Source organism: Streptomyces sp. NPDC058274 (assembly GCF_042881375.1).
Taxonomy (GTDB): domain Bacteria; phylum Actinomycetota; class Actinomycetes; order Streptomycetales; family Streptomycetaceae; genus Streptomyces.
On sequence record NZ_JBHVXW010000031.1, the window covers coordinates 43,953 to 62,903 of the forward strand.

An 18,951-nucleotide genomic window follows, 5' to 3' on the forward strand; every position below is an offset into this window, starting at 1 on the left:
ACCGGACCCGCAGTGCGTTCGGCTCTCGAACTGAGCCTTACCTCACAAGCCCGCCGCGGCCATCAGGTTCTACGCTGGTGGACGCCGCCGACGGAGACCCGGCCTCCGGCGCGCCCCGGAGGCGAACCGAGCCTCCCAAAAGGACCTTCAGTGAGGAATGGGCGAGATGCCTGAGTTCGCGTACACCGATCTGCTCCCTCAGGGAGAGGACACCACCCCCTACCGGCTGGTGACCCCCGAGGGTGTCTCCACCTTCGAGGCCGACGGGCGCACGTTCCTCAAGGTCGAGCCGGAGGCGCTGCGCAAGCTCGCCGAAGAGGCGATCCACGACATCCAGCACTACCTGCGGCCCGCCCACCTCGCTCAGCTGCGCCGCATCATCGACGACCCCGAGGCGTCGAGCAACGACAAGTTCGTCGCGCTCGACCTGCTGAAGAACGCGAACATCGCCGCCGCGGGCGTCCTGCCCATGTGCCAGGACACCGGCACCGCGATCGTCATGGGCAAGCGCGGACAGAACGTGCTGACCGACGGCGGCGACGAGGCCGCGCTCAGCCGCGGCATCTACGACGCGTACCTGAACCTGAACCTGCGCTACTCGCAGATGGCTCCGCTCACCATGTGGGAGGAGAAGAACACCGGCTCGAACCTGCCCGCGCAGATCGAGCTGTACGCGGCCGACGGCGGCGCCTACAAGTTCCTCTTCATGGCCAAGGGCGGCGGCTCCGCCAACAAGTCGTTCCTCTACCAGGAGACGAAGGCGGTCCTCAACGAGGCCTCCATGATGAAGTTCCTGGAGGAGAAGATCCGCTCGCTCGGTACGGCCGCCTGCCCGCCGTACCACCTGGCGATCGTGGTCGGCGGCACGTCCGCCGAGTACGCCCTGAAGACGGCGAAGTACGCCTCCGCGCACTACCTGGACGAGATCCCGGCCGAGGGTTCCGAGCTCGGGCACGGCTTCCGGGACAAGGAGCTGGAGCAGAAGGTCTTCGAGCTGACCCAGCGGATCGGCATCGGGGCGCAGTTCGGCGGCAAGTACTTCTGCCACGACGTGCGCGTCGTGCGGCTGCCGCGGCACGGGGCGTCCTGCCCGGTCGCCATCGCCGTGTCCTGCTCCGCCGACCGGCAGGCCGTCGCGAAGATCACCGCCGAGGGCGTGTTCCTGGAGCAGCTGGAGACGGACCCGGCGCGGTTCCTGCCGGAGACGACCGACGAGCACCTCGACGAGGCGGGCGACGTCGTCCGGATCGACCTGAACCAGCCGATGGACGACATCCTCGCCGAGCTCACCAAGTACCCGGTGAAGACCCGGCTCTCGCTGTCCGGTCCGCTGGTCGTGGCGCGCGACATCGCGCACGCCAAGATCAAGGAGCGGCTCGACGCGGGTGAGGAGATGCCGCAGTACCTGAAGGACCACCCGGTGTACTACGCCGGCCCGGCGAAGACGCCCGAGGGCTACGCGTCCGGTTCCTTCGGTCCGACGACGGCCGGCCGCATGGACTCCTACGTCGAGCAGTTCCAGGCCGCCGGCGGCTCCAAGGTGATGCTGGCCAAGGGCAACCGCAGCAAGCAGGTCACCGACGCGTGTGGCACGCACGGCGGTTTCTATCTCGGCTCCATCGGTGGTCCCGCGGCGCGTCTCGCGCAGGACTGCATCAAGAAGGTCGAGGTCGTCGAGTACGAGGAGCTCGGCATGGAGGCGGTCTGGAAGATCGAGGTCGAGGACTTCCCGGCGTTCGTCGTCGTCGACGACAAGGGCAACGACTTCTTCCAGGATCCGGCGCCTGCGCCGACGTTCACGTCGATTCCGGTGCGGGGGCCGGGGCTGGCGTAGCCCTTCTCGGGCGGGGCGCCTTGACCGGGGCCGGCGTAACGCCCGTCCCGGGCGGGGGCCTGTGCGGGCGTAGCGCCCGTCCTGGGCGGGGGCCTGTGCGGACGTAACGCCCGTCCCGGGCGGGGCCTGGGCCGGCGGGGCTCTCGTCCCGTGCGTGCCTGGGCCGGCGTGCTTCCGCGTTCGCCTGCGGCGGGCTGGTTTCGCCCCCTCCGCCCCTACCCGTCCCGTACCTGGGGCTCCGCCCCAGACCCCGCTCCTCAAACGCCGGAGGGGCTGATTGTCAGCCCGTCCGGCGTTTGAGGACGAGTGCGTCGGCGCGACAACGTCCTCAAACGCCGGAGGGGCTGATTCTTGGCCCGTCCGGCGATTGAGGACGAGTGCGTCGGCGCGACAACGGGGTTCTGGGGGCGACACCCGATCGGACCCGGCGGGGAACATAGGCCGCCGCTCGCACGCTGTACCGGTCATGACCGACTACCGCACCGAGCACGACTCCATGGGAGAAATCCGCGTCCCGGCGCACGCCAAGTGGCGGGCGCAGACGCAGCGGGCCGTGGAGAACTTCCCGATCTCCGGCCAGCATCTGGAGCGCGCGCACATCGAGGCCCTCGCCCGGATCAAGGCGGCCGCCGCCAAGGTGAACGCCGAGTTGGGGGTGCTCGACAAGGACGTGGCCGAGGCCATCCAGGACGCGGCGGCCGAGGTGGCCGACGGGCGCTGGGACGAGCACTTTCCCGTCGACGTCTTCCAGACCGGCTCCGGGACCTCGTCCAACATGAACACGAACGAGGTCATCGCCACCCTCGCGACCGAGCGGCTGGGCCGGGACGTGCATCCCAACGACCACGTCAACGCCTCCCAGTCCTCCAACGACGTCTTCCCGTCCTCGATCCACATCGCGGCCACCGCCGCCGTCACCCGTGACCTGATCCCCGCCCTGGAGCACCTGTCGGCGTCGCTGGAGCGCAAGTCCGAGGAGTTCGCCGACGTCGTGAAGTCGGGCCGGACGCATCTGATGGACGCGACGCCGGTGACCCTGGGGCAGGAGTTCGGCGGGTACGCGGCGCAGGTGCGGTACGGGGTCGAGCGGCTCAACGCCTCGCTGCCGCGGCTGGCCGAGCTGCCGCTCGGGGGCACGGCCGTGGGGACCGGCATCAACACGCCGGTCGGATTCGCGGCCGCCGTGATCGAGGAGGTCGCCCGGACGACGGGGCTGCCGCTGACCGAGGCCCGCGACCACTTCGAGGCACAGAGCGCGCGGGACGGGATCGTCGAGACCAGCGGGCAGCTGCGCACCATCGCCGTCGGGCTGACGAAGATCGCGAACGATCTGCGGTGGATGGCCTCCGGGCCCCGGACGGGACTGGCCGAGATCAATCTGCCCGACCTCCAGCCGGGGTCCTCGATCATGCCCGGCAAGGTGAATCCGGTCATCCCCGAGGCTGTACTGATGGTCGCGGCTCAGGTGACGGGCAATGACGCGACCGTGGCCGCCGCCGGCGCCGCCGGGAACTTCGAGCTCAACGTGATGCTCCCGGTCATCGCCAAGAACGTGCTGGAGTCCGTGCGGCTGCTCGCCAATGTCTCGCGGCTGCTGGCCGACCGGACCGTGGACGGCATCACAGCCAACCGCGAACGGGCCCGCGAGTACGCCGAGTCGTCGCCGTCCGTCGTCACCCCGCTGAACAAGTACATCGGGTACGAGGAGGCCGCCAAGGTCGCCAAGAAGGCGCTGGCGGAGCAGAAGACCATCCGCCAAGTCGTCCTGGAATCCGGGTACGTGGAACGCGGCGACCTCACCCGGGAGCAGCTGGACGAGGCGCTGGATGTCCTGCGGATGACGCATCCGTAACGTCATGTGTCTCCTGGCGCGAACCGTGACGCGTACCGCAGCGTCGTATGCCTGTGGCACCTAATATCTGTTCATGACGGACGACGGAGCGGTGAGGCGAGTGGAAGCGGGCGGATCGACGGCGCACTGGGCCCCCGGGAGCCGCATCCTGTGGAGGTACCGGGAGAACGCCGGCGAGCGCTTCCACATCTGCCGCCCGGTGACCGTCGTACAGGACGACGACGAGTTGCTGGCGGTGTGGATGGCGCCCGGGACGGAGTGTGTGCGGCCGGTGCTCGCCGACGGCACGCCGGTGCACTCCGAGCCGCTGGAGTCGCGCTACACCAAGCCGCGTACGGTGCGGCGCGACCGCTGGTTCGGCACCGGGGTACTGAAGTTGGCGCGGCCGGGCGACGCGTGGTCGGTGTGGCTGTTCTGGGAGCCGGGCTGGCGGTTCAAGAACTGGTACGTGAACCTGGAGGAACCGCTGGCGCGTTGGGCCGGCGGTGTCGACTCCCGGGACCACTTTCTGGACATCGCCGTGGCGCCGGACCGGAGTTGGCGCTGGCTCGACGAGGACGAGTTCGCGCAGGCCCAGCGGGTCGGACTGATGGATGCTCAACTGGCCGGGCGGGTGCGGGAAGCGGGACGCTCCGCGGTGGAGGTGATCAGCGCCTGGGGCCCGCCGTTCTCCGACGGCTGGCCGCACTGGCGCCCGGACCCGGCCTGGGGCGTACCCTCTCTGCCGGACGACTGGGACCGTACGCCCGCGCACGTGTCCACATGAGACCCTTGATGCGCCCCCGTGGTACAAACGTAGGATCGTCCTCCGCAAGGGCGCACAGCAGCAACTCCCGCAGCATGCGCTGGGCTTGACCATACGTCACCGAGGGGCGGCAGGACGTGAGCGAGGGGTACGAGGGCTACACCGGTACGGCCTGCGGACGGCCGGGCGGACTGTCCGCACCGGCGGCCGCGGCCGCATCGCGGACGGTGTCCGTGCCGCACGCGGAGACCGCCCGGCGGGCGGCGCCGGGCCGGCCCGCTCCTGTTGACGCGGAGATTCCGTTCCTGGGGCACGTATTCCGGGTATCGGCATTTCTGCGGGACGAACTGCGCGTACGGCGCGCAGCCCCGGACGGATGGATTCGACACGCGTGACGGAGCACCCGACCTCGCATGAGCGCCAGCGGCCCAGCGCCGGCCGGCCGCCTGCCCCCGCGGACCCCCGCGGGGCGCTCCTGCGTACCCCGGAGCCCCTGCAGACCCCGGGGAACGCACCCTTATCCGCCCAGGCCCGCACGGGCGACGCGCCCGCGGGGCCGAGTACGGCCTCGCCGTGCCCCAAGAGCTCGTCCGGCGGCCAGGGCACCGGCACACCTCCGTCCGGAGCGGCCACCCCGTCCTCCCCCGGCCCGGGCACACCTGCGCCCGCCGGCCCGGAGCACTCCCAGCCGTCCGCCGCCGAGTCCGATCCGCACCGTCCGCGCCCGCCGGAGAGCATTCCGGTCCAGCCGACCGCCGAGCAGGACCGGCCCGGTATCGCCGGCGGCAAGGACCGGCGCGGCGGGGGCCAGGGGCTTCCGCCGGCCGGCCCGATGCCCATGCGGCGTGACGGCGACCGGCTGCGCTTCGTGGGTGCGGCGACCCGCCGGATCGCCCGCGGCATCGACCTCGACGAGATCGTGATGGGCCTGTGCCGGGCGACCGTACCGACCTTCTCGGACGCGATCCTCGTCTATCTGCGTGATCCTCTGCCGGTCGGCGACGAGCGGCCCACCGGGCCCGTCGTGCTGCGGCTGCGGCGCACCGACCGGATCCCCGAGGAGCGGGACTCCGAGGGCGGCTTCATCGCGGCGCTCCAGCCCGAGACCACCGACCTGTCGACGGTGACCGCCGAACTGTGCGAGGTGCGCCCCGGCGGCGCCCTGGCCGAGGTGCTGCGCGGTGTACGGCCCGTCTTCGCGGACGCGCCCGCCGCCCGGGCCGCGCTGCCCGAGCTGCTCGGCGACGCACCGATCGTGCCGGGCGGCCAGCGCGCCATCCTGGCCCCGCTGCGCGGCCGCCGCCGGGTGATCGGCGCGGCGCTCTTCCTGCGCCGGCCCGAGCGGATGGCCTTCGAGGCCGACGATCTCCTGGTCGCGGCCCAGCTCGCCACGCACAGCGCGCTCGGCATCGACAAGGCGGTGCTGTACGGCCGCGAGGCGTACATCGCCGACGAGCTCCAGCGCACGATGCTGCCCGAGACGCTGCCGCGGCCCACGGGCGTGCGGCTGGCGTCCCGCTATCTGCCGGCCGCCGAGACGGCCCGGGTGGGCGGCGACTGGTACGACGCGATCCCGCTGCCGGGCAGCCGGGTCGCCCTGGTGGTGGGTGACGTCATGGGGCACTCCATGACGTCGGCGGCCATCATGGGCCAGCTGCGCACCACCGCGCAGACCCTCGCTGGCCTCGATCTGCCGCCGCAGGAGGTGCTGCACCACCTCGACGAGCAGGCCCAGCGGCTGGGCACCGACCGCATGGCGACCTGCCTGTACGCCGTATACGACCCGGTCGCGCACCGGATCACCATCGCCAACGCCGGCCACCCGCCGCCGGTGCTGCTGCACCTGGGCGGCCGGGCGGAGGTGCTGCGGGTGCCCCCGGGCGCCCCCATCGGCGTGGGCGGGGTGGATTTCGAGGCGGTCGAGCTGGACGCGCCCGCGGGGGCGACGCTGCTGCTGTACACGGACGGGCTGGTGGAGTCCCGGCTGCGGGACGTGTGGACCGGGATAGAGCAGCTGCGGGAGCGCCTCGCCGCGACCGCACAGCTGACCGGTCCCGACCATCCGCCGCCCCTCGAGGCGCTCTGTGACGAGGTGCTCGACATGCTGGGCCCCGGCGACCGGGACGACGACATCGCGCTGCTCGCCGCCCGCTTCGACGGGATCGCCCCGAGTGACGTGGCGTACTGGTTCCTGGAGCCGGAGGACTCGGCTCCCGGCCGGGCCCGGCGGCTGGCCCGGCGGGCGCTGTCCCGCTGGGGCCTGGAGGACATGACCGACTCGGTGGAGCTGCTCGTCAGCGAAGTCGTGACCAATGCCGTGCGCTATGCGTCGCGGCCGGTCACCCTGCGTCTGCTGCGCACGGACGTGCTGCGCTGCGAGGTGGGCGACGACGTGCCGCAGCTGCCGCGGCTGCGGCAGGCGCGGGCCACGGACGAGGGCGGACGCGGGCTGTATCTGGTGAACAAACTGGCCAGGCGGTGGGGAGCGACCCGGCTGAGCACCGGAAAGGTCGTCTGGTTCGAGCTGAACCGGAGCTGAGGGGGCACCCGGCTCCTGGGGTCCTCCGCGGGCCCCACGACCCGGGCCCCTCCGCTCAGAACCGCCCCGAACTTGGACCCCGTCCAAATGTTGCCGACATCCCGTCGGCGGAGTTGACTGCGGAAGTGAGCGAAGCGACCTACCTACCCCCTTCTCAGACGGGAGGACGCTCGTGACGCAGGAATCCCAGAAGGCTCCGTACACCACGAACAACGTCGGCATTCCGGTGGAAAGCGACGAACACTCGCTGACCGTCGGGCCCGACGGCCCGATCCTGCTCCAGGACCACTACCTCATCGAGAAGATGGCCCAGTTCAACCGGGAGCGGGTCCCCGAGCGCGTGGTGCACGCCAAAGGCAGTGGCGCGTACGGATTCTTCGAAGTCACCAACGACGTCAGCCAGTTCACGAAGGCCGACCTCTTCCAGCCCGGCAAGCGCACCGAGATGCTGGCCCGCTTCTCGACCGTCGCGGGCGAGATGGGCTCCCCGGACACCTGGCGCGACCCCCGTGGCTTCGCGCTCAAGTTCTATACCGAGCACGGCAATTACGACATGGTGGGTAACAACACCCCGGTCTTCTTCGTCCGTGACACGATCAAGTTCCAGGACTTCATCCGCTCGCAGAAGCGCCACCCCGTCACCGGACTGCGCAGCAACGACATGCAGTGGGACTTCTGGACACTCTCGCCGGAGTCGGCCCACCAGGTGACCTGGCTGATGGGTGACCGCGGAGTCCCGAAGACGTACCGCCACATGAACGGCTACAGCTCCCACACCTACATGTGGATCAACGGCGCCGGTGAGCGGTTCTGGGTGAAGTACCACTTCAAGACCGACCAGGGCATCGAGTTCCTCACCCAGGCGGAGGCCGACGAGCTCGCCGGTTCGGACGCCGACAAGCACCGCCGGGACCTGTTCGAGTCGATCGATGCGGGCAACGCGCCGAGCTGGAGCCTCAAGGTCCAGATCATGCCGTTCGAGGACGCGGCGGACTACCGCTTCAACCCGTTCGACCTGACCAAGGTCTGGCCGCACGGGGACTACCCGCTGATCGACGTCGGCCGGATGACCCTCAACAAGAACCCCGAGGACCACTTCATCCACATCGAGCAGGCCGCCTTCGAGCCGTCCAACCTGGTGCCGGGCATCGGCCCCTCGCCGGACAAGATGCTGCTGGGCCGGCTGTTCTCGTACCCGGACACCCACCGGTACCGGATCGGCCCGAACTACGCCCAGCTGCCGCCCAACCGGCCGCACTCGCCGGTGAACTCGTACGCCAAGGACGGCCCGATGCGGTTCGTGCCGTCGAACGCGGCGCGGCCCTACGCGCCCAACTCCTACGGCGGCCCCGCGGCCGACTACGGGCAGTTCGGCGACCCGGCGGGCTGGGCGACCGCAGGCGAGCTGGTCCGTGAGGCCACCAAGCGGCACCGCGAGGACGACGACTGGGGCCAGGCGGGCACGATGGTCCGCCAGGTGCTCGACGACGCGGCCCGCGACCGTCTCGTGTCGAACGTCAGCGGCCATCTGAAGGCCGATGTATCCCGCCCGGTCCTCGACCGGGCCGTCCAGTACTGGCGCAACATCGACAAGGAAGTCGGCGACCGGATCGCCGGCAACGTCAACGGAGGCTGAGTACGCGACAAGGAGGGCGCCCGGTGGAGTACCGGGCGCCCTCCTCGTGCGCGCTTACTGACCGTGCCCGTTCTGCGGGCCGGTCGGACGGACTCGTCGTGCTCGCTTACTGACCGTTCCCGTCCAGCGGGTTCTGCGGGAGCCGGTCGGAGGGACTCGTCGTCGGGGTGGCCGGCGGGCTCGACGTGGGCGGCTTGGTCGACGGCGAGTTCGTCGGCGGCGGGCTGCTGCTGGTCGGCGGCTTGGACGTGGGGTCCTTGGTCGACGGGCTCGACGACGGCGTATCGCTCGGCGACTGCGTGATCGTCGGCGTGTCGGTCGGCGTCACCGCCGCGCCCTGCGTGGTGTCCAGGTCGAACTTGCTGACCTTGCCCATGGCGTCGAAGGTGAACGCCGCCCAGATCTGGGCCGGGAAGCCACCGCCGTTGACCCGGCCGCCGCCGGCCGCGCCCTTCAGGGACACCTGCTTGCCCTGCTTGACCACCTTGCCGGCGGAGTCCTTGCGGTCCTTGGGGACCTCACCGAACAGACCGACCGAGGTGACCAGGTTCGGCGTGTAACCGGTGAACCAGGCCGACTTGTTGTTGTCGGACGTACCCGTCTTGCCCGCGACCTGCTGCCCCTTGCGGTTGGGGGCCTGCGCCACCGAGACGCGGGCGGTGCCGTCGTCGACCACACCGGTCAGCACGGAGGTGACCGTGTCGGCCGCCTGCCGGCTGATGACCTGGTCCCCGATCGGGTTCGGGAACGTGACGCTGGTGTCCTTGTGCTCGGCCGACTTCACCAGGGCCGGGGTGACCTTCTTGCCGTGGTTGTCGAGGGTCGCGTAGACGCCGGCCATCTCCAGCGGGCTCGCGCCCATGGTGCCCAGGGTCTGCGCGGGCACCGCCTGCAGCCCCTTGGTCTGCATGCCGAGGTCGCCCGCGACCTTCAGGACCTCGTCCATGCCGACGTCGACGCCCATCTGCGCGAAGACGGAGTTGATGGACTTGTTCATCGCGGTCTGGACGTTCACGTTGCCGTAGTTCTGGTCGTCCTCGTTCGGCGGTGCGAACCCGACCTTGTTGCCGTTGTCCAGGACGGGACGCCTGCTCGTGCCGTCGTAGACCGTGCTCGCCGTGATCGGCTTGCCGGTCTGCGTCTCGGCGTTCTGGTCCAGGGCGGCCGCGAAGATCAGCGGCTTGAAGGTGGACGCGGGCTGGTAGTCGCGACGGGTGGCGTTGTTCACGTAGTGCTTGAAGTAGTCCACACCGCCGTACATCGCCAGGACCTTGCCGGTCTTGGGATCGACGGACGCGGCACCGGCCTCGACATCGCCGTCGACCTGGCGCTTCTTCGCGTCGAGCTTGCTGGTCAGCTTCTCCTTGACGGACTGCTCCAGCTGCTCCTGCTTCTTCTTGTCGACGTTGAGCTTGATGGTCCAGCCGCCCGCCGTGACCATGGCCTTGGCGGTGTCCAGATCGTCGGCGGTCCCCTGGTCGACGAGCCGCGCGGCCAGCGCGTTGTCGGCTGCCTCCACCAGATAGCCGGTCTGGCCCTCCATGCCGGGCGCGCCCTTGGGGTCCTTGGGTATCGGGAACGTCATGCCCTCGCGCTTGCCGGCGTCCAGCCACTTCTGCTCGACCATGTTGTCGAGGGTGTAGTTCCAGCGGGCCTTCACCAGCTTCCGGCCGGTCGGCGTGGCCGCCGCCCAGTCGTACTGGCTCGGGGCCTGGAGCAGCGAGGCGAGATACGCGCCCTGCCTGACATTGAGCTCGCTCGCGTCGATCCCGTAGTACGCCTGCGCCGCGGCCTGGATGCCGTACGCGTTGCGGCCGTAGTAGCTGGTGTTGATGTAGCCCGCGAGGATGTCTTCCTTCGACTGCTGGCGGTCCACCTTCAGCGAGATGACCAGTTCCTTCAGCTTGCGCGTGACGGTCTGGTCCTGGGTCAGGTAGTAGTTCTTGACGTACTGCTGGGTGATCGTCGAGCCACCCTGCTTGCCCTTGCCGGACAGGGTGTTGATCAGGCCGCGGGCCGTGCCCTTGAGGTCGACGCCGGAGTCGCTGTAGAAGGACTTGTTCTCGGCCGCGACGAAGGTCTGCTGGACCTCCTTGGGCACCTTGGACAGGTCCACGACCTCACGGTTGACCTTGCCCGTACGGGCCAGGGTCTTGCCGTCGCTGTACTGGTAGATGTTGCTCTGCAGCTGCGCGGCGGCGTTGCCCTTGGGGACGTCGACCACCAGATACAGCACGACGAAGGCGCCCATACCGAGGAGGCAGGCGCCCAGGAACGTGCCGAGGATCGTCTTCAGGTTGACGAACCGGCGTATGCCAGTGCGGCGCGGCTTGGTTCCGGACGAGCGCTTGGGCGCCGCGCGACGGCCACCGCGCTGCCGCGCTCGTCTCTCTTCCGCTCGTCCCATGGGTCCGATCCGTCCTCGTGCGTCTCATAGGTTCGTCGCTCAGGTCAGCTCAGCAAACTAACACCGCGCGATATGACAAAGGGCCGCCGATCCGGGCTTTTCCGGACGTGAGAATCAGCACGCGCCGCGCACCGGCCCCAACGGAACCGACGACCGAGGGGCGCGGAAGGTTGCCGTATGCGCTAAAGTGATATCACTTAGCTAGATGGGTGCTAGCGGCTGTGCCGAGTCGCCGTCGCGTGCACCGAAACAGAACGGGGGACCCTCCATGTCCACAGATGGCACATCACCAGCCACGTCACACGACACCTCGCAAGGTTCCGAGCCCGCCGACGTGCCCGAGATGCCCGCCCCGCGCGTACGGGAGTTCGCCGCGCACAGCATCGGCGGCGGACTCGCCCTGCTGCTCGGACTGCTCGGGCTGGCGGTCGGGGTCGGCATGATCGCGACCGCGACGACGTCCGTTCACGCGACCGGCGGCCAGGCCGCGCTGATCGTCGGCGGCATCGTGCTCGGCATCGCCGCCTTCTTCGCGATGTGCGGCCTGAACACGGTGGCACCGGGTGAGGCCCGGGTCGTCCAGCTCTTCGGGCGGTACCGCGGGACGATCCGGCAGGACGGGCTGCGCTGGGTGAACCCGCTGACGTCGAGGACCAAGATCTCGACGCGGGTACGCAACCACGAGACCGCCGTCCTCAAGGTCAACGACGCCTACGGCAACCCGATCGAGCTCGCCGCGGTCGTGGTGTGGAAGGTGCAGGACACCGCGCAGGCCAGCTTCGAGGTGGACAACTTCCTGAAGTTCGTCGCCACCCAGACCGAGGCGGCCGTACGGCACATCGCCATCGAGTACCCGTACGACGCCCACGACGAGGCCGGTCTCTCGCTGCGCGGCAACGCCGAGGAGGTCACCGAGAAGCTCGCCGTCGAGCTGCACGCGCGCGTGAAGGCCGCCGGGGTGCAGATCATCGAGTCACGCTTCACGCATCTCGCCTACGCTCCCGAGATCGCCTCCGCGATGCTCCAGCGCCAGCAGGCCGGCGCGGTCGTGGCGGCACGGCGGCAGATCGTGGACGGGGCGGTCGGGATGGTCGAGGCGGCGATCGCCCGGATCAGCGAGCGGGACATCGTCGAGCTGGACTCCGAGCGGAAGGCGGCGATGGTCTCCAACCTGATGGTGGTGCTCTGCGGGGACCGCGCGGCGCAGCCGGTCCTGAACACCGGGTCGCTCTACCAGTGACGGCTCCTTCTGACGGGACCCCCGCGGAGGGGGCGCCCAAGCGGCGGCCGCAGCAGCAGCGCAAGCAGGTGCTGCTGCGGCTGGATCCCCTCGTCCATGACGCGCTGGCCCGCTGGGCCGGGGACGAGTTGCGTTCCACCAACGCGCAGATCGAGTTCCTCCTGCGGCGGGCACTGTCCGACGCGGGTCGCCTTCCCGGCGAGGCCGGGCCGATTCCCCGGCGGGGGCGACCGCCGGTGTCCGGACCGGAGGGTTAGCGCCGCCGTGGGGGCAGGATTCAGCCCCTCCGGCGTTTGAGGAGCGGGGTCTGGGGCGGAGCCCAGGTACGGGATGGGCAGGGGCGGCGGAGGCGAGCGAAGGCCGGTGACAGAACCGTGACAATCGGGCCTGACCTGCGGAGCGCCACGCGCCGCTGCAGGCTATGCGCAGTGCGTATACATGTGGTGTATACGCCGTGTGTAGAGTGCTCCGCATGTCCATCGGTCACACCCTCCTAGGGCTCCTGGAGTCCGGGCCCCGCCACGGCTACGACCTGAAGCGGGCCTTCGACGAGAAGTTCGGTCACGACCGGCCGCTGCACTACGGCCAGGTCTACTCGACGATGTCGCGCCTGCTGAAGAACGGCCTCGTGGAGGTCGACGGCATAGAGGCCGGCGGCGGCCCGGAACGCAAGCGGTACGCGATCACCGAGGCGGGCATCACCGATGTCCAGCGGTGGCTGGCGACACCGGAACCGCCGGAGCCGTACCTCCAGTCGACCCTCTACACCAAGGTCGTACTGGCGCTGCTGACGCATCGCGACGCGGCGGAGATCCTCGACACGCAGCGCTCGGAACACCTGCGCATGATGCGCATCCTGACCGACCGCAAGCGCAAGGGCGATCTGGCCGATCAGCTGATCTGCGACCACGCCCTCTTCCATCTGGAGGCCGACCTGCGGTGGCTCGAACTCACCGCGGCCCGCCTCGACAAGCTCGCCGAGGCGGTAACCCGATGACTCCTCCACCTGGCTCCCTGCTCGCGGCGTCGGAGCTCCGCAAGACCTACGGTCCGACCACCGCCCTGGACGGCGCCGAGTTCTCCATCCATCCGGGCGAGGTCGTGGCCGTGATGGGTCCCTCCGGCTCCGGCAAGTCCACGCTGCTGCACTGCCTCGCCGGCATCGTGCCGCCCGACTCGGGCTCGATCACGTACAACGGCCGGGAGATGGCCGGCATGAGCGACGCCCAGCGCAGTGCGCTGCGGCGCAGCGAGTTCGGGTTCGTGTTCCAGTTCGGGCAGCTCGTCCCGGAGCTGACCTGCGTCGAGAACGTCGCGCTGCCGCTGCGGCTGAACGGCGCGGGCCGCAAGCAGGCCGAGCGGGCCGCCCTGTCCTGGATGGAGCGCCTTGAGGTCGACGACCTGAAGGGCAAGCGGCCCGGCGAGGTCTCCGGCGGCCAGGGCCAGCGCGTGGCCGTGGCCCGCTCGCTGGTGACCAACCCGCGGGTGCTGTTCGCGGACGAGCCCACCGGCGCGCTGGACTCGCTGAACGGCGAGCGTGTGATGGAACTGCTCACGGAGGCGGCCCGCTCGACCAACGCGGCCGTCGTACTGGTCACGCACGAGGCGCGGGTCGCCGCGTACTCCGACCGCGAGATCGTCGTACGCGACGGCAAGTCCCGTGACATGGAGCGGATCGTATGAGTGCCGGCCCGTCGTCCACCGGCGGCCTGCCCGAGGCGCCGCACCTCTCCCCCACCGGACCCCGGTGGATCCGCGACCTGGCCATGGGCGCCAAGTTCGCGGTCACCGGCGGCCGGGAGAGCTGGGTCCGTGTCCTGCTCACGGCCGTCGGGGTCGGGCTCGGCGTGGCGCTGCTGCTGCTGACGACCGCCATACCGAGTGCGCTGGCCTCCCGGCACGACCGGGAGAGCGCCCGCAACGACATGACGTACAGCTCGGCGGTCAAGAAGAAGTCGGACCGCACCCTGCTCATCGGCCGCGCCGACACCACCTTCCGCGCGCTGGACGTGCGCGGGCGGCTGGTCCAGCCCGAGGGGGCGCGGGCGCCGCTGCCGCCCGGCCTGACGAAGTTCCCCGGGCCCGGTGAGATGGTCGTCTCGCCCGACCTCGCACGGCTGCTGAAGTCCGACGAGGGCAAGCTGCTGCGCGAGCGGCTGCCGTACCGGATCACCGGGACGGTCGGCGACGCGGGACTGATCGGCCCGCACGAGCTGGCCTACTTCGCCGGCAGCAAGGACCTGAGCGCGACCAGCAGGTCGATGGGCCGGATCGAGCGGATCGACTCGTTCGGGTCCAAGAACCAGTCCGAGGCGATGGACCCGGTCCTGCTCCTGCTCGTCCTGATCGTCTTCGTGGTGCTGCTGATGCCGGTCGGTGTCTTCATCGCCGCGGCCGTACGGTTCGGCGGCGAGCGGCGCGACCGCAGGCTCGCGGCGCTGCGGCTGGTCGGCGCGGACGGGCGGATGACCCGCCGGATCGCCGCCGGTGAGGCCCTCGCGGGGGCGGTGGTCGGACTGGTCTTCGGCGCCGGGTTCTTCCTGATCGGACGTCAGCTCGCGGGCCAGATCACGCTCTTCGAGATCAGCGTGTTCCCGAGCGACCTCAATCCCACGCCCGCGCTGGCCGCGCTGATCGCGCTCGCCGTCCCGGCGGCCGCCGTCGCGGTGACGCTGTTCGCGCTGCGCGGCGTGGTCATCGAGCCCCTCGGTGTCGTGCGCACGGCCAAGCCGCCGCGGCGGCGGCTGTGGTGGCGGCTGCTGCTGCCGGTGGGCGGCCTTGCGATGCTCTTCCCGATGATCGGGCAGGGACGGGACAACGGGGACTTCAACCAGTACCTGGTGAGCGGCGGTGTCATCCTGCTGCTGGTCGGCGTCACGGCGCTGCTGCCCTGGGTCGTCGAGTCGGTCGTCGCCCGGCTGAACTCCGGCTCGGTCACCTGGCAACTGGCCGTCCGCAGGCTCCAGTTGAGCAGCGGCACGGCAGCCCGGATGGTCAACGGCATCGCCGTTGCGGTGGCCGGCGCGATCGCCCTGCAGATGCTGTTCGCCGGTGTCGAGGGCGACTACACCAAGGACTCGCAGAACGACCTCTCGCGGGCGCAGATGCAGGTCACCGTCCCGAGCGACGTCCCGCTCGACGACGCGGCCCGGCAGTTCACGCAGACCAAGGGCGTACGGCACGCGACGTCCCTGTCGTGGGGCTCGCTGGGCGAGAAGCGCAAGGACCCCGACCTCTCGGCGGACGTGACCGTCGGCGACTGCGACTCGCTGCGCGAGGTGGCGACGCTGCCCACGTGCCACGACGGCGACGTCTTCGCCGTACGGCATTCCGAGTACGACGGGAACACCACGGCGCTGAGCAAGGCCGGCCGGACGCTCTGGTTCGACCCGTCCTACGACGGCTCCGTCAAGGGCCGGGAGGTCGCCTGGACGTTTCCGCAGGGCGTCAGGAAGGCCGAGTCGCGCGAGGACCCGACGGGTTACAAGCGCGGCGGCATCCTGATCACCCCGGGTGCGCTGCCCGCGAAGGCGGCGCCGACCGTCACCGGCCAGATCTTCCTCCGCCTCGACCAGTCGGTGCCGGACGTCCGGGACCACGTACGCAACACCGCGGCGAAGCTCGACCCGATGGCGGATCCGATGACCTGGACGGCGAGCGAGCAGTCCCGGCGCTTCGGCTCCATCCGCACCGGCCTGTTCGTCGGCGCGGCCTGTGTCCTCGTACTGATCGGCGCGAGCCTGCTGGTCTCCCAGCTGGAGCAGTTGCGCGAGCGCAAGAAGCTGCTGTCGGCCCTGGTCGCCTTCGGTACCCGGCGCCGCACCCTGAGCCTCTCGGTGCTGTGGCAGACGGCGATTCCGATCGCGCTCGGTCTGGTGCTCGCCTCCGCGGTGGGCCTGACGCTGGGCACGGTCCTGCTGAAGATGACGGCCACCTCGGTGACCGTGGACTGGGCGAGCGTCCTGACGATGACCGGCATCGGCGCGGGAGTGGTCCTCCTCGTGACGCTGCTGAGCCTGCCGCCGCTGCTGCGGCTGATGCGGCCGGACGGGCTGCGCACGGAGTAGCACGGAGTAGCACCGACGGGCCGGGGGGCGAGGGGCCGAGGGGCCGGTTCGGGGCAGAGCACCCGGCCTGACGGACCGAGGGGCGGAGGGGGCCGGTGCGGGTCAGAGCACCCGCACCGGCAGGGGCCGCAGCGCTTCCCGGAGCGCTGCGGCCAGTTCCTCGTATTCGGCACCCCGGGCGGCGCCCGTCCGCATGGCCAGCGCGATCCGTCGCGTCGGCGCCGGGTCCGCGAAGTAGCCGGTGAGGAGCTGATTGCTGCGGGTCGTCTCGACCTTGACGGCGGTACGCGGCAGCAGGGTCACCCCGAGACCGCCCGCCACGAGCTGGACGAGGGTGGACAGCCCGGCGGCGGTGGTGGTGACGGGGGCGTCCGCGCGACCGGCCTCCCGGCAGATGTCCAGCGCCTGGTCCCGCAGACAGTGCCCTTCGTCGAGCAGCAGCAGATGGAGCTCGCGCAGGGCTTCGCGCGGGATGCCCTCCCGTCCGCCCAGCCAGTGGTCCAGCGGGGTCACCAGCACGAAGTCCTCGTCGAACAACGGGAGTTCGGCAACTCCGGGCACACCGAGCGGCACGGCGAGCAGCAGCAGGTCGAGCCGCCCGACCGCGAGCCCCTCCAGCAGACTCGCCGTCTGCTCCTCGTGGACCTGGAGGTCGAGGTCGGGGTAGCGGTCGTGCACCAGCTTGAGGACCGTCGGCAGCAGATACGGCGCCACCGTGGGGATCACCCCGAGCCGCAACACCCCTGTGAACGGCGCCCGGACCGCCGCCGCCTCCTCCAACAGCGCCCCGACCTCGGCCAGTACCGCCTTCGTGCGTACGGCGAGACGCTCACCCGCGGGCGAGAGCAGCACCTTGCGGGTCGTACGCTCCAGCAGGGTCACGCCGAGCGTCTCCTCCAGCGCGGACACCGCACCCGACAGGGCGGGCTGGCTCATGCCGATCGCGGCCGCCGCGTCCCGGAAGTGCAGATGCTCGGCCACGGCGGCGAAGGCGCGCAGCTGGGCGAGGCTGGGCTGCCGGCGCCCGTTCGCCCGGGAGTTCGCCTTGCCCATGGGGTGAGAACTCGCCTTGCCCACGGGGCTCGCCATGGCCGCACCTCTTACTCATAGTCACTGATAGCCGTGTCCGATCAACACGACCGAGTGTAGCTATTTCCCTAATCAATGCAGCCTGTGCCAACATCGACTTCGTCCAACCCATGGGAAACATCCTCAAAAGGGATGTTTCCTCGCTGCAAGGAGAGCCCGTGCTCACTGTCGGTGACAAGTTCCCCGAGTTCGACCTGACCGCCTGCGTCTCGCTGGAGAAGGGCGAGGAGTTCCAGCAGATCAACCACAAGACCTACGAGGGTCAGTGGAAGGTCGTTTTCGCGTGGCCCAAGGACTTCACCTTCGTGTGCCCGACCGAGATCGCCGCCTTCGGCAAGCTGAACGACGAGTTCGCCGACCGTGACGCCCAGGTGCTCGGCTTCTCCGGTGACTCCGAGTTCGTCCACCACGCCTGGCGCAAGGACCACGACGACCTGCGTGACCTGCCCTTCCCGATGATGGCCGACTCGAAGCGCGAGCTCATGCGCGACCTCGGCATCGAGGGCGAGGACGGCTTCGCCAAGCGCGCCGTGTTCATCGTCGACCAGAACAACGAGATCCAGTTCTCCATGGTGACCGCCGGCTCCGTCGGCCGTAACCCCAAGGAGGTCCTGCGGGTCCTGGACGCCCTGCAGACGGACGAGCTCTGCCCGTGCAACTGGACCAAGGGCGAGAACACCCTCGACCCGGTGGCGCTTCTGGCGGGTGAGTGACCCTCCATGGCCCTCGATGAACTGAAGTCCGCCATCCCGGACTACGCCAAGGACCTGCGCCTGAACCTGGGTTCGGTGATCGGCAACTCCGAGCTGCCGCCTCAGCAGCTGTGGGGCACGGTGCTCGCCTGCGCGATCGCGTCCCGTTCCCCTCGCGTGCTGCGGGAGCTGGCGCCGGAGGCCGAGGCGAAGCTGTCGCCCGAGGCGTACACGGCCGCCAAATCGGCCGCGGCCGTCATGGCGATGAACAACGTCTTCTACCGCACGCGGCATCTGCTCTCCGACCCGGAGTACGGGACGCTGCGCGCCGGTCTGCGGATGAACGTCATCGGCAATCCCGGTGTCGAGAAGGTCGACTTCGAGCTGTGGTCGCTCGCGGTGTCCGCCATCAACGGGTGCGGGCAGTGCCTCGACTCCCACGAGCAGGTGCTCCGCAAGGCCGGGGTCGACCGGGAGACCATCCAGGAAGCGTTCAAGATCGCTGCGGTGATTCAGGCGGTCGGTACGACGCTTGACGCCGAGGCCGTCTTCGCCGAGTAGTTCCTCTCTCGGCCGCGAGGCCCCGTCCACCTGCGTGGTGGGCGGGGCCTCAGCCGTTCTCGCCCCCGCCCCTGCCCGTCCCGTATCTGGGGACTCCGCCCCCAGACCCCCGTATCGCGCTGACGCGCTCGTCCTCAATCGCCGGACGGGCTGAAAACTTTCCCCGCGGGGCGCGGGCTTCGCAGACCGCACGGGAAGAATTCAGCTCTCCGGCGATTGAGGAGCGGGTCTGGGGCGGAGCCCCAGGACGGGACCGTCTAGGCCGGCGGAGACGGTCCCGTCCTGGGGC

14 protein-coding genes are annotated in these 18,951 nt (G+C 70.1%); 12 read left to right on the forward strand and 2 right to left on the reverse strand.

The features are described from left to right. The first annotated feature begins 166 nt into the window (after positions 1 to 166). The 5 genes from ACFVYF_RS36710 (at position 167) to ACFVYF_RS36730 (ending at position 8,606) form a co-directional block, all read left to right on the forward strand. Complete coding sequence (locus ACFVYF_RS36710) at positions 167 to 1,834, forward strand: fumarate hydratase (RefSeq protein ID WP_389462390.1); 1,668 nt, start codon at positions 167 to 169, stop codon at positions 1,832 to 1,834. Positions 1,835 to 2,300: 466 nt separating this feature from the next. Beyond that, positions 2,301 to 3,686: a class II fumarate hydratase gene (locus tag ACFVYF_RS36715; RefSeq protein WP_389462391.1), complete on the forward strand. Its 1,386-nt coding sequence runs from the start codon at positions 2,301 to 2,303 to the stop codon at positions 3,684 to 3,686. A 73-nt stretch (positions 3,687 to 3,759) separates the two neighbouring features. Further along, entirely contained in the window at positions 3,760 to 4,452 is a 693-nt protein-coding gene (locus ACFVYF_RS36720; RefSeq protein WP_389462392.1) for a DUF402 domain-containing protein, read from the forward strand. A gap of 355 nt (positions 4,453 to 4,807) precedes the next feature. Further along, entirely contained in the window at positions 4,808 to 6,970 is a 2,163-nt protein-coding gene (locus ACFVYF_RS36725) for a SpoIIE family protein phosphatase (RefSeq protein ID WP_389462393.1), read from the forward strand. A 172-nt stretch (positions 6,971 to 7,142) separates the two neighbouring features. Then, complete coding sequence (locus ACFVYF_RS36730) at positions 7,143 to 8,606, forward strand: catalase (RefSeq protein WP_389462394.1); 1,464 nt, start codon at positions 7,143 to 7,145, stop codon at positions 8,604 to 8,606. Between the two features lie 106 nt (positions 8,607 to 8,712). On the opposite strand, the gene ACFVYF_RS36735 is transcribed toward ACFVYF_RS36730, so the two are convergent. After that, on the reverse strand, positions 8,713 to 11,013 hold the full coding sequence (locus tag ACFVYF_RS36735) for a transglycosylase domain-containing protein (RefSeq protein WP_389462395.1): 2,301 nt from the start codon (positions 11,011 to 11,013) through the stop codon (positions 8,713 to 8,715). Between the two features lie 268 nt (positions 11,014 to 11,281). Between ACFVYF_RS36735 and ACFVYF_RS36740 the strand changes: the two genes are divergently transcribed. The 5 genes from ACFVYF_RS36740 (at position 11,282) to ACFVYF_RS36760 (ending at position 16,320) form a co-directional block, all read left to right on the forward strand. After that, positions 11,282 to 12,253 carry an SPFH domain-containing protein gene (locus tag ACFVYF_RS36740; RefSeq protein ID WP_389462396.1) on the forward strand — a complete coding sequence of 324 codons (972 nt, stop codon included), beginning with the start codon at positions 11,282 to 11,284 and terminating at the stop codon, positions 12,251 to 12,253. Next, on the forward strand, positions 12,250 to 12,510 hold the full coding sequence (locus ACFVYF_RS36745) for a hypothetical protein (RefSeq protein ID WP_389462397.1): 261 nt from the start codon (positions 12,250 to 12,252) through the stop codon (positions 12,508 to 12,510). The genes ACFVYF_RS36740 and ACFVYF_RS36745 overlap by 4 nt, the downstream gene beginning before the upstream one ends. 215 nt (positions 12,511 to 12,725) lie before the next feature. Continuing rightward, on the forward strand, positions 12,726 to 13,250 hold the full coding sequence (locus ACFVYF_RS36750; protein ID WP_383278883.1) for a PadR family transcriptional regulator: 525 nt from the start codon (positions 12,726 to 12,728) through the stop codon (positions 13,248 to 13,250). Continuing rightward, positions 13,247 to 13,936 carry an ABC transporter ATP-binding protein gene (locus ACFVYF_RS36755; RefSeq protein WP_389462398.1) on the forward strand — a complete coding sequence of 230 codons (690 nt, stop codon included), beginning with the start codon at positions 13,247 to 13,249 and terminating at the stop codon, positions 13,934 to 13,936. The genes ACFVYF_RS36750 and ACFVYF_RS36755 overlap by 4 nt, the downstream gene beginning before the upstream one ends. An 83-nt stretch (positions 13,937 to 14,019) precedes the next feature. After that, positions 14,020 to 16,320: an ABC transporter permease gene (locus ACFVYF_RS36760; protein ID WP_389462403.1), complete on the forward strand. Its 2,301-nt coding sequence runs from the start codon at positions 14,020 to 14,022 to the stop codon at positions 16,318 to 16,320. Between the two features lie 102 nt (positions 16,321 to 16,422). Here ACFVYF_RS36760 and ACFVYF_RS36765 read toward each other — a convergent pair whose 3' ends face one another. Beyond that, entirely contained in the window at positions 16,423 to 17,373 is a 951-nt protein-coding gene (locus ACFVYF_RS36765; protein WP_389462404.1) for a LysR substrate-binding domain-containing protein, read from the reverse strand. Positions 17,374 to 17,567: 194 nt separating this feature from the next. On the opposite strand from ACFVYF_RS36765, the gene ACFVYF_RS36770 reads away from it, so the two are divergent. Both ACFVYF_RS36770 and ACFVYF_RS36775 read left to right on the forward strand, forming a co-directional pair. Beyond that, positions 17,568 to 18,122, forward strand: coding sequence for a peroxiredoxin (locus tag ACFVYF_RS36770; RefSeq protein WP_389462399.1), 555 nt, complete (start codon positions 17,568 to 17,570; stop codon positions 18,120 to 18,122). Positions 18,123 to 18,128: 6 nt separating this feature from the next. Beyond that, the gene (locus tag ACFVYF_RS36775; protein WP_389462400.1) at positions 18,129 to 18,662 is read left to right on the forward strand and encodes an alkyl hydroperoxide reductase; all 534 of its coding nucleotides are present in this window, start codon (positions 18,129 to 18,131) and stop codon (positions 18,660 to 18,662) included. Positions 18,663 to 18,951: the final 289 nt, after the last annotated feature.

Coding starts and splice junctions, on each gene's coding strand:
- ACFVYF_RS36735 (WP_389462395.1), bottom strand. CDS start 11,013: ATGGGACGAGCGGAAGAGAGACGAGCGCGGCAGCGCGGTGGCCGTCGC.
- ACFVYF_RS36740 (WP_389462396.1), top strand. CDS start 11,282: ATGTCCACAGATGGCACATCACCAGCCACGTCACACGACACCTCGCAA.
- ACFVYF_RS36720 (WP_389462392.1), top strand. CDS start 3,760: ATGACGGACGACGGAGCGGTGAGGCGAGTGGAAGCGGGCGGATCGACG.
- ACFVYF_RS36755 (WP_389462398.1), top strand. CDS start 13,247: ATGACTCCTCCACCTGGCTCCCTGCTCGCGGCGTCGGAGCTCCGCAAG.
- ACFVYF_RS36710 (WP_389462390.1), top strand. CDS start 167: ATGCCTGAGTTCGCGTACACCGATCTGCTCCCTCAGGGAGAGGACACC.
- ACFVYF_RS36750 (WP_383278883.1), top strand. CDS start 12,726: ATGTCCATCGGTCACACCCTCCTAGGGCTCCTGGAGTCCGGGCCCCGC.
- ACFVYF_RS36725 (WP_389462393.1), top strand. CDS start 4,808: ATGGATTCGACACGCGTGACGGAGCACCCGACCTCGCATGAGCGCCAG.
- ACFVYF_RS36765 (WP_389462404.1), bottom strand. CDS start 17,373: ATGGGCAAGGCGAACTCCCGGGCGAACGGGCGCCGGCAGCCCAGCCTC.
- ACFVYF_RS36760 (WP_389462403.1), top strand. CDS start 14,020: ATGGGCGCCAAGTTCGCGGTCACCGGCGGCCGGGAGAGCTGGGTCCGT.
- ACFVYF_RS36775 (WP_389462400.1), top strand. CDS start 18,129: ATGGCCCTCGATGAACTGAAGTCCGCCATCCCGGACTACGCCAAGGAC.
- ACFVYF_RS36715 (WP_389462391.1), top strand. CDS start 2,301: ATGACCGACTACCGCACCGAGCACGACTCCATGGGAGAAATCCGCGTC.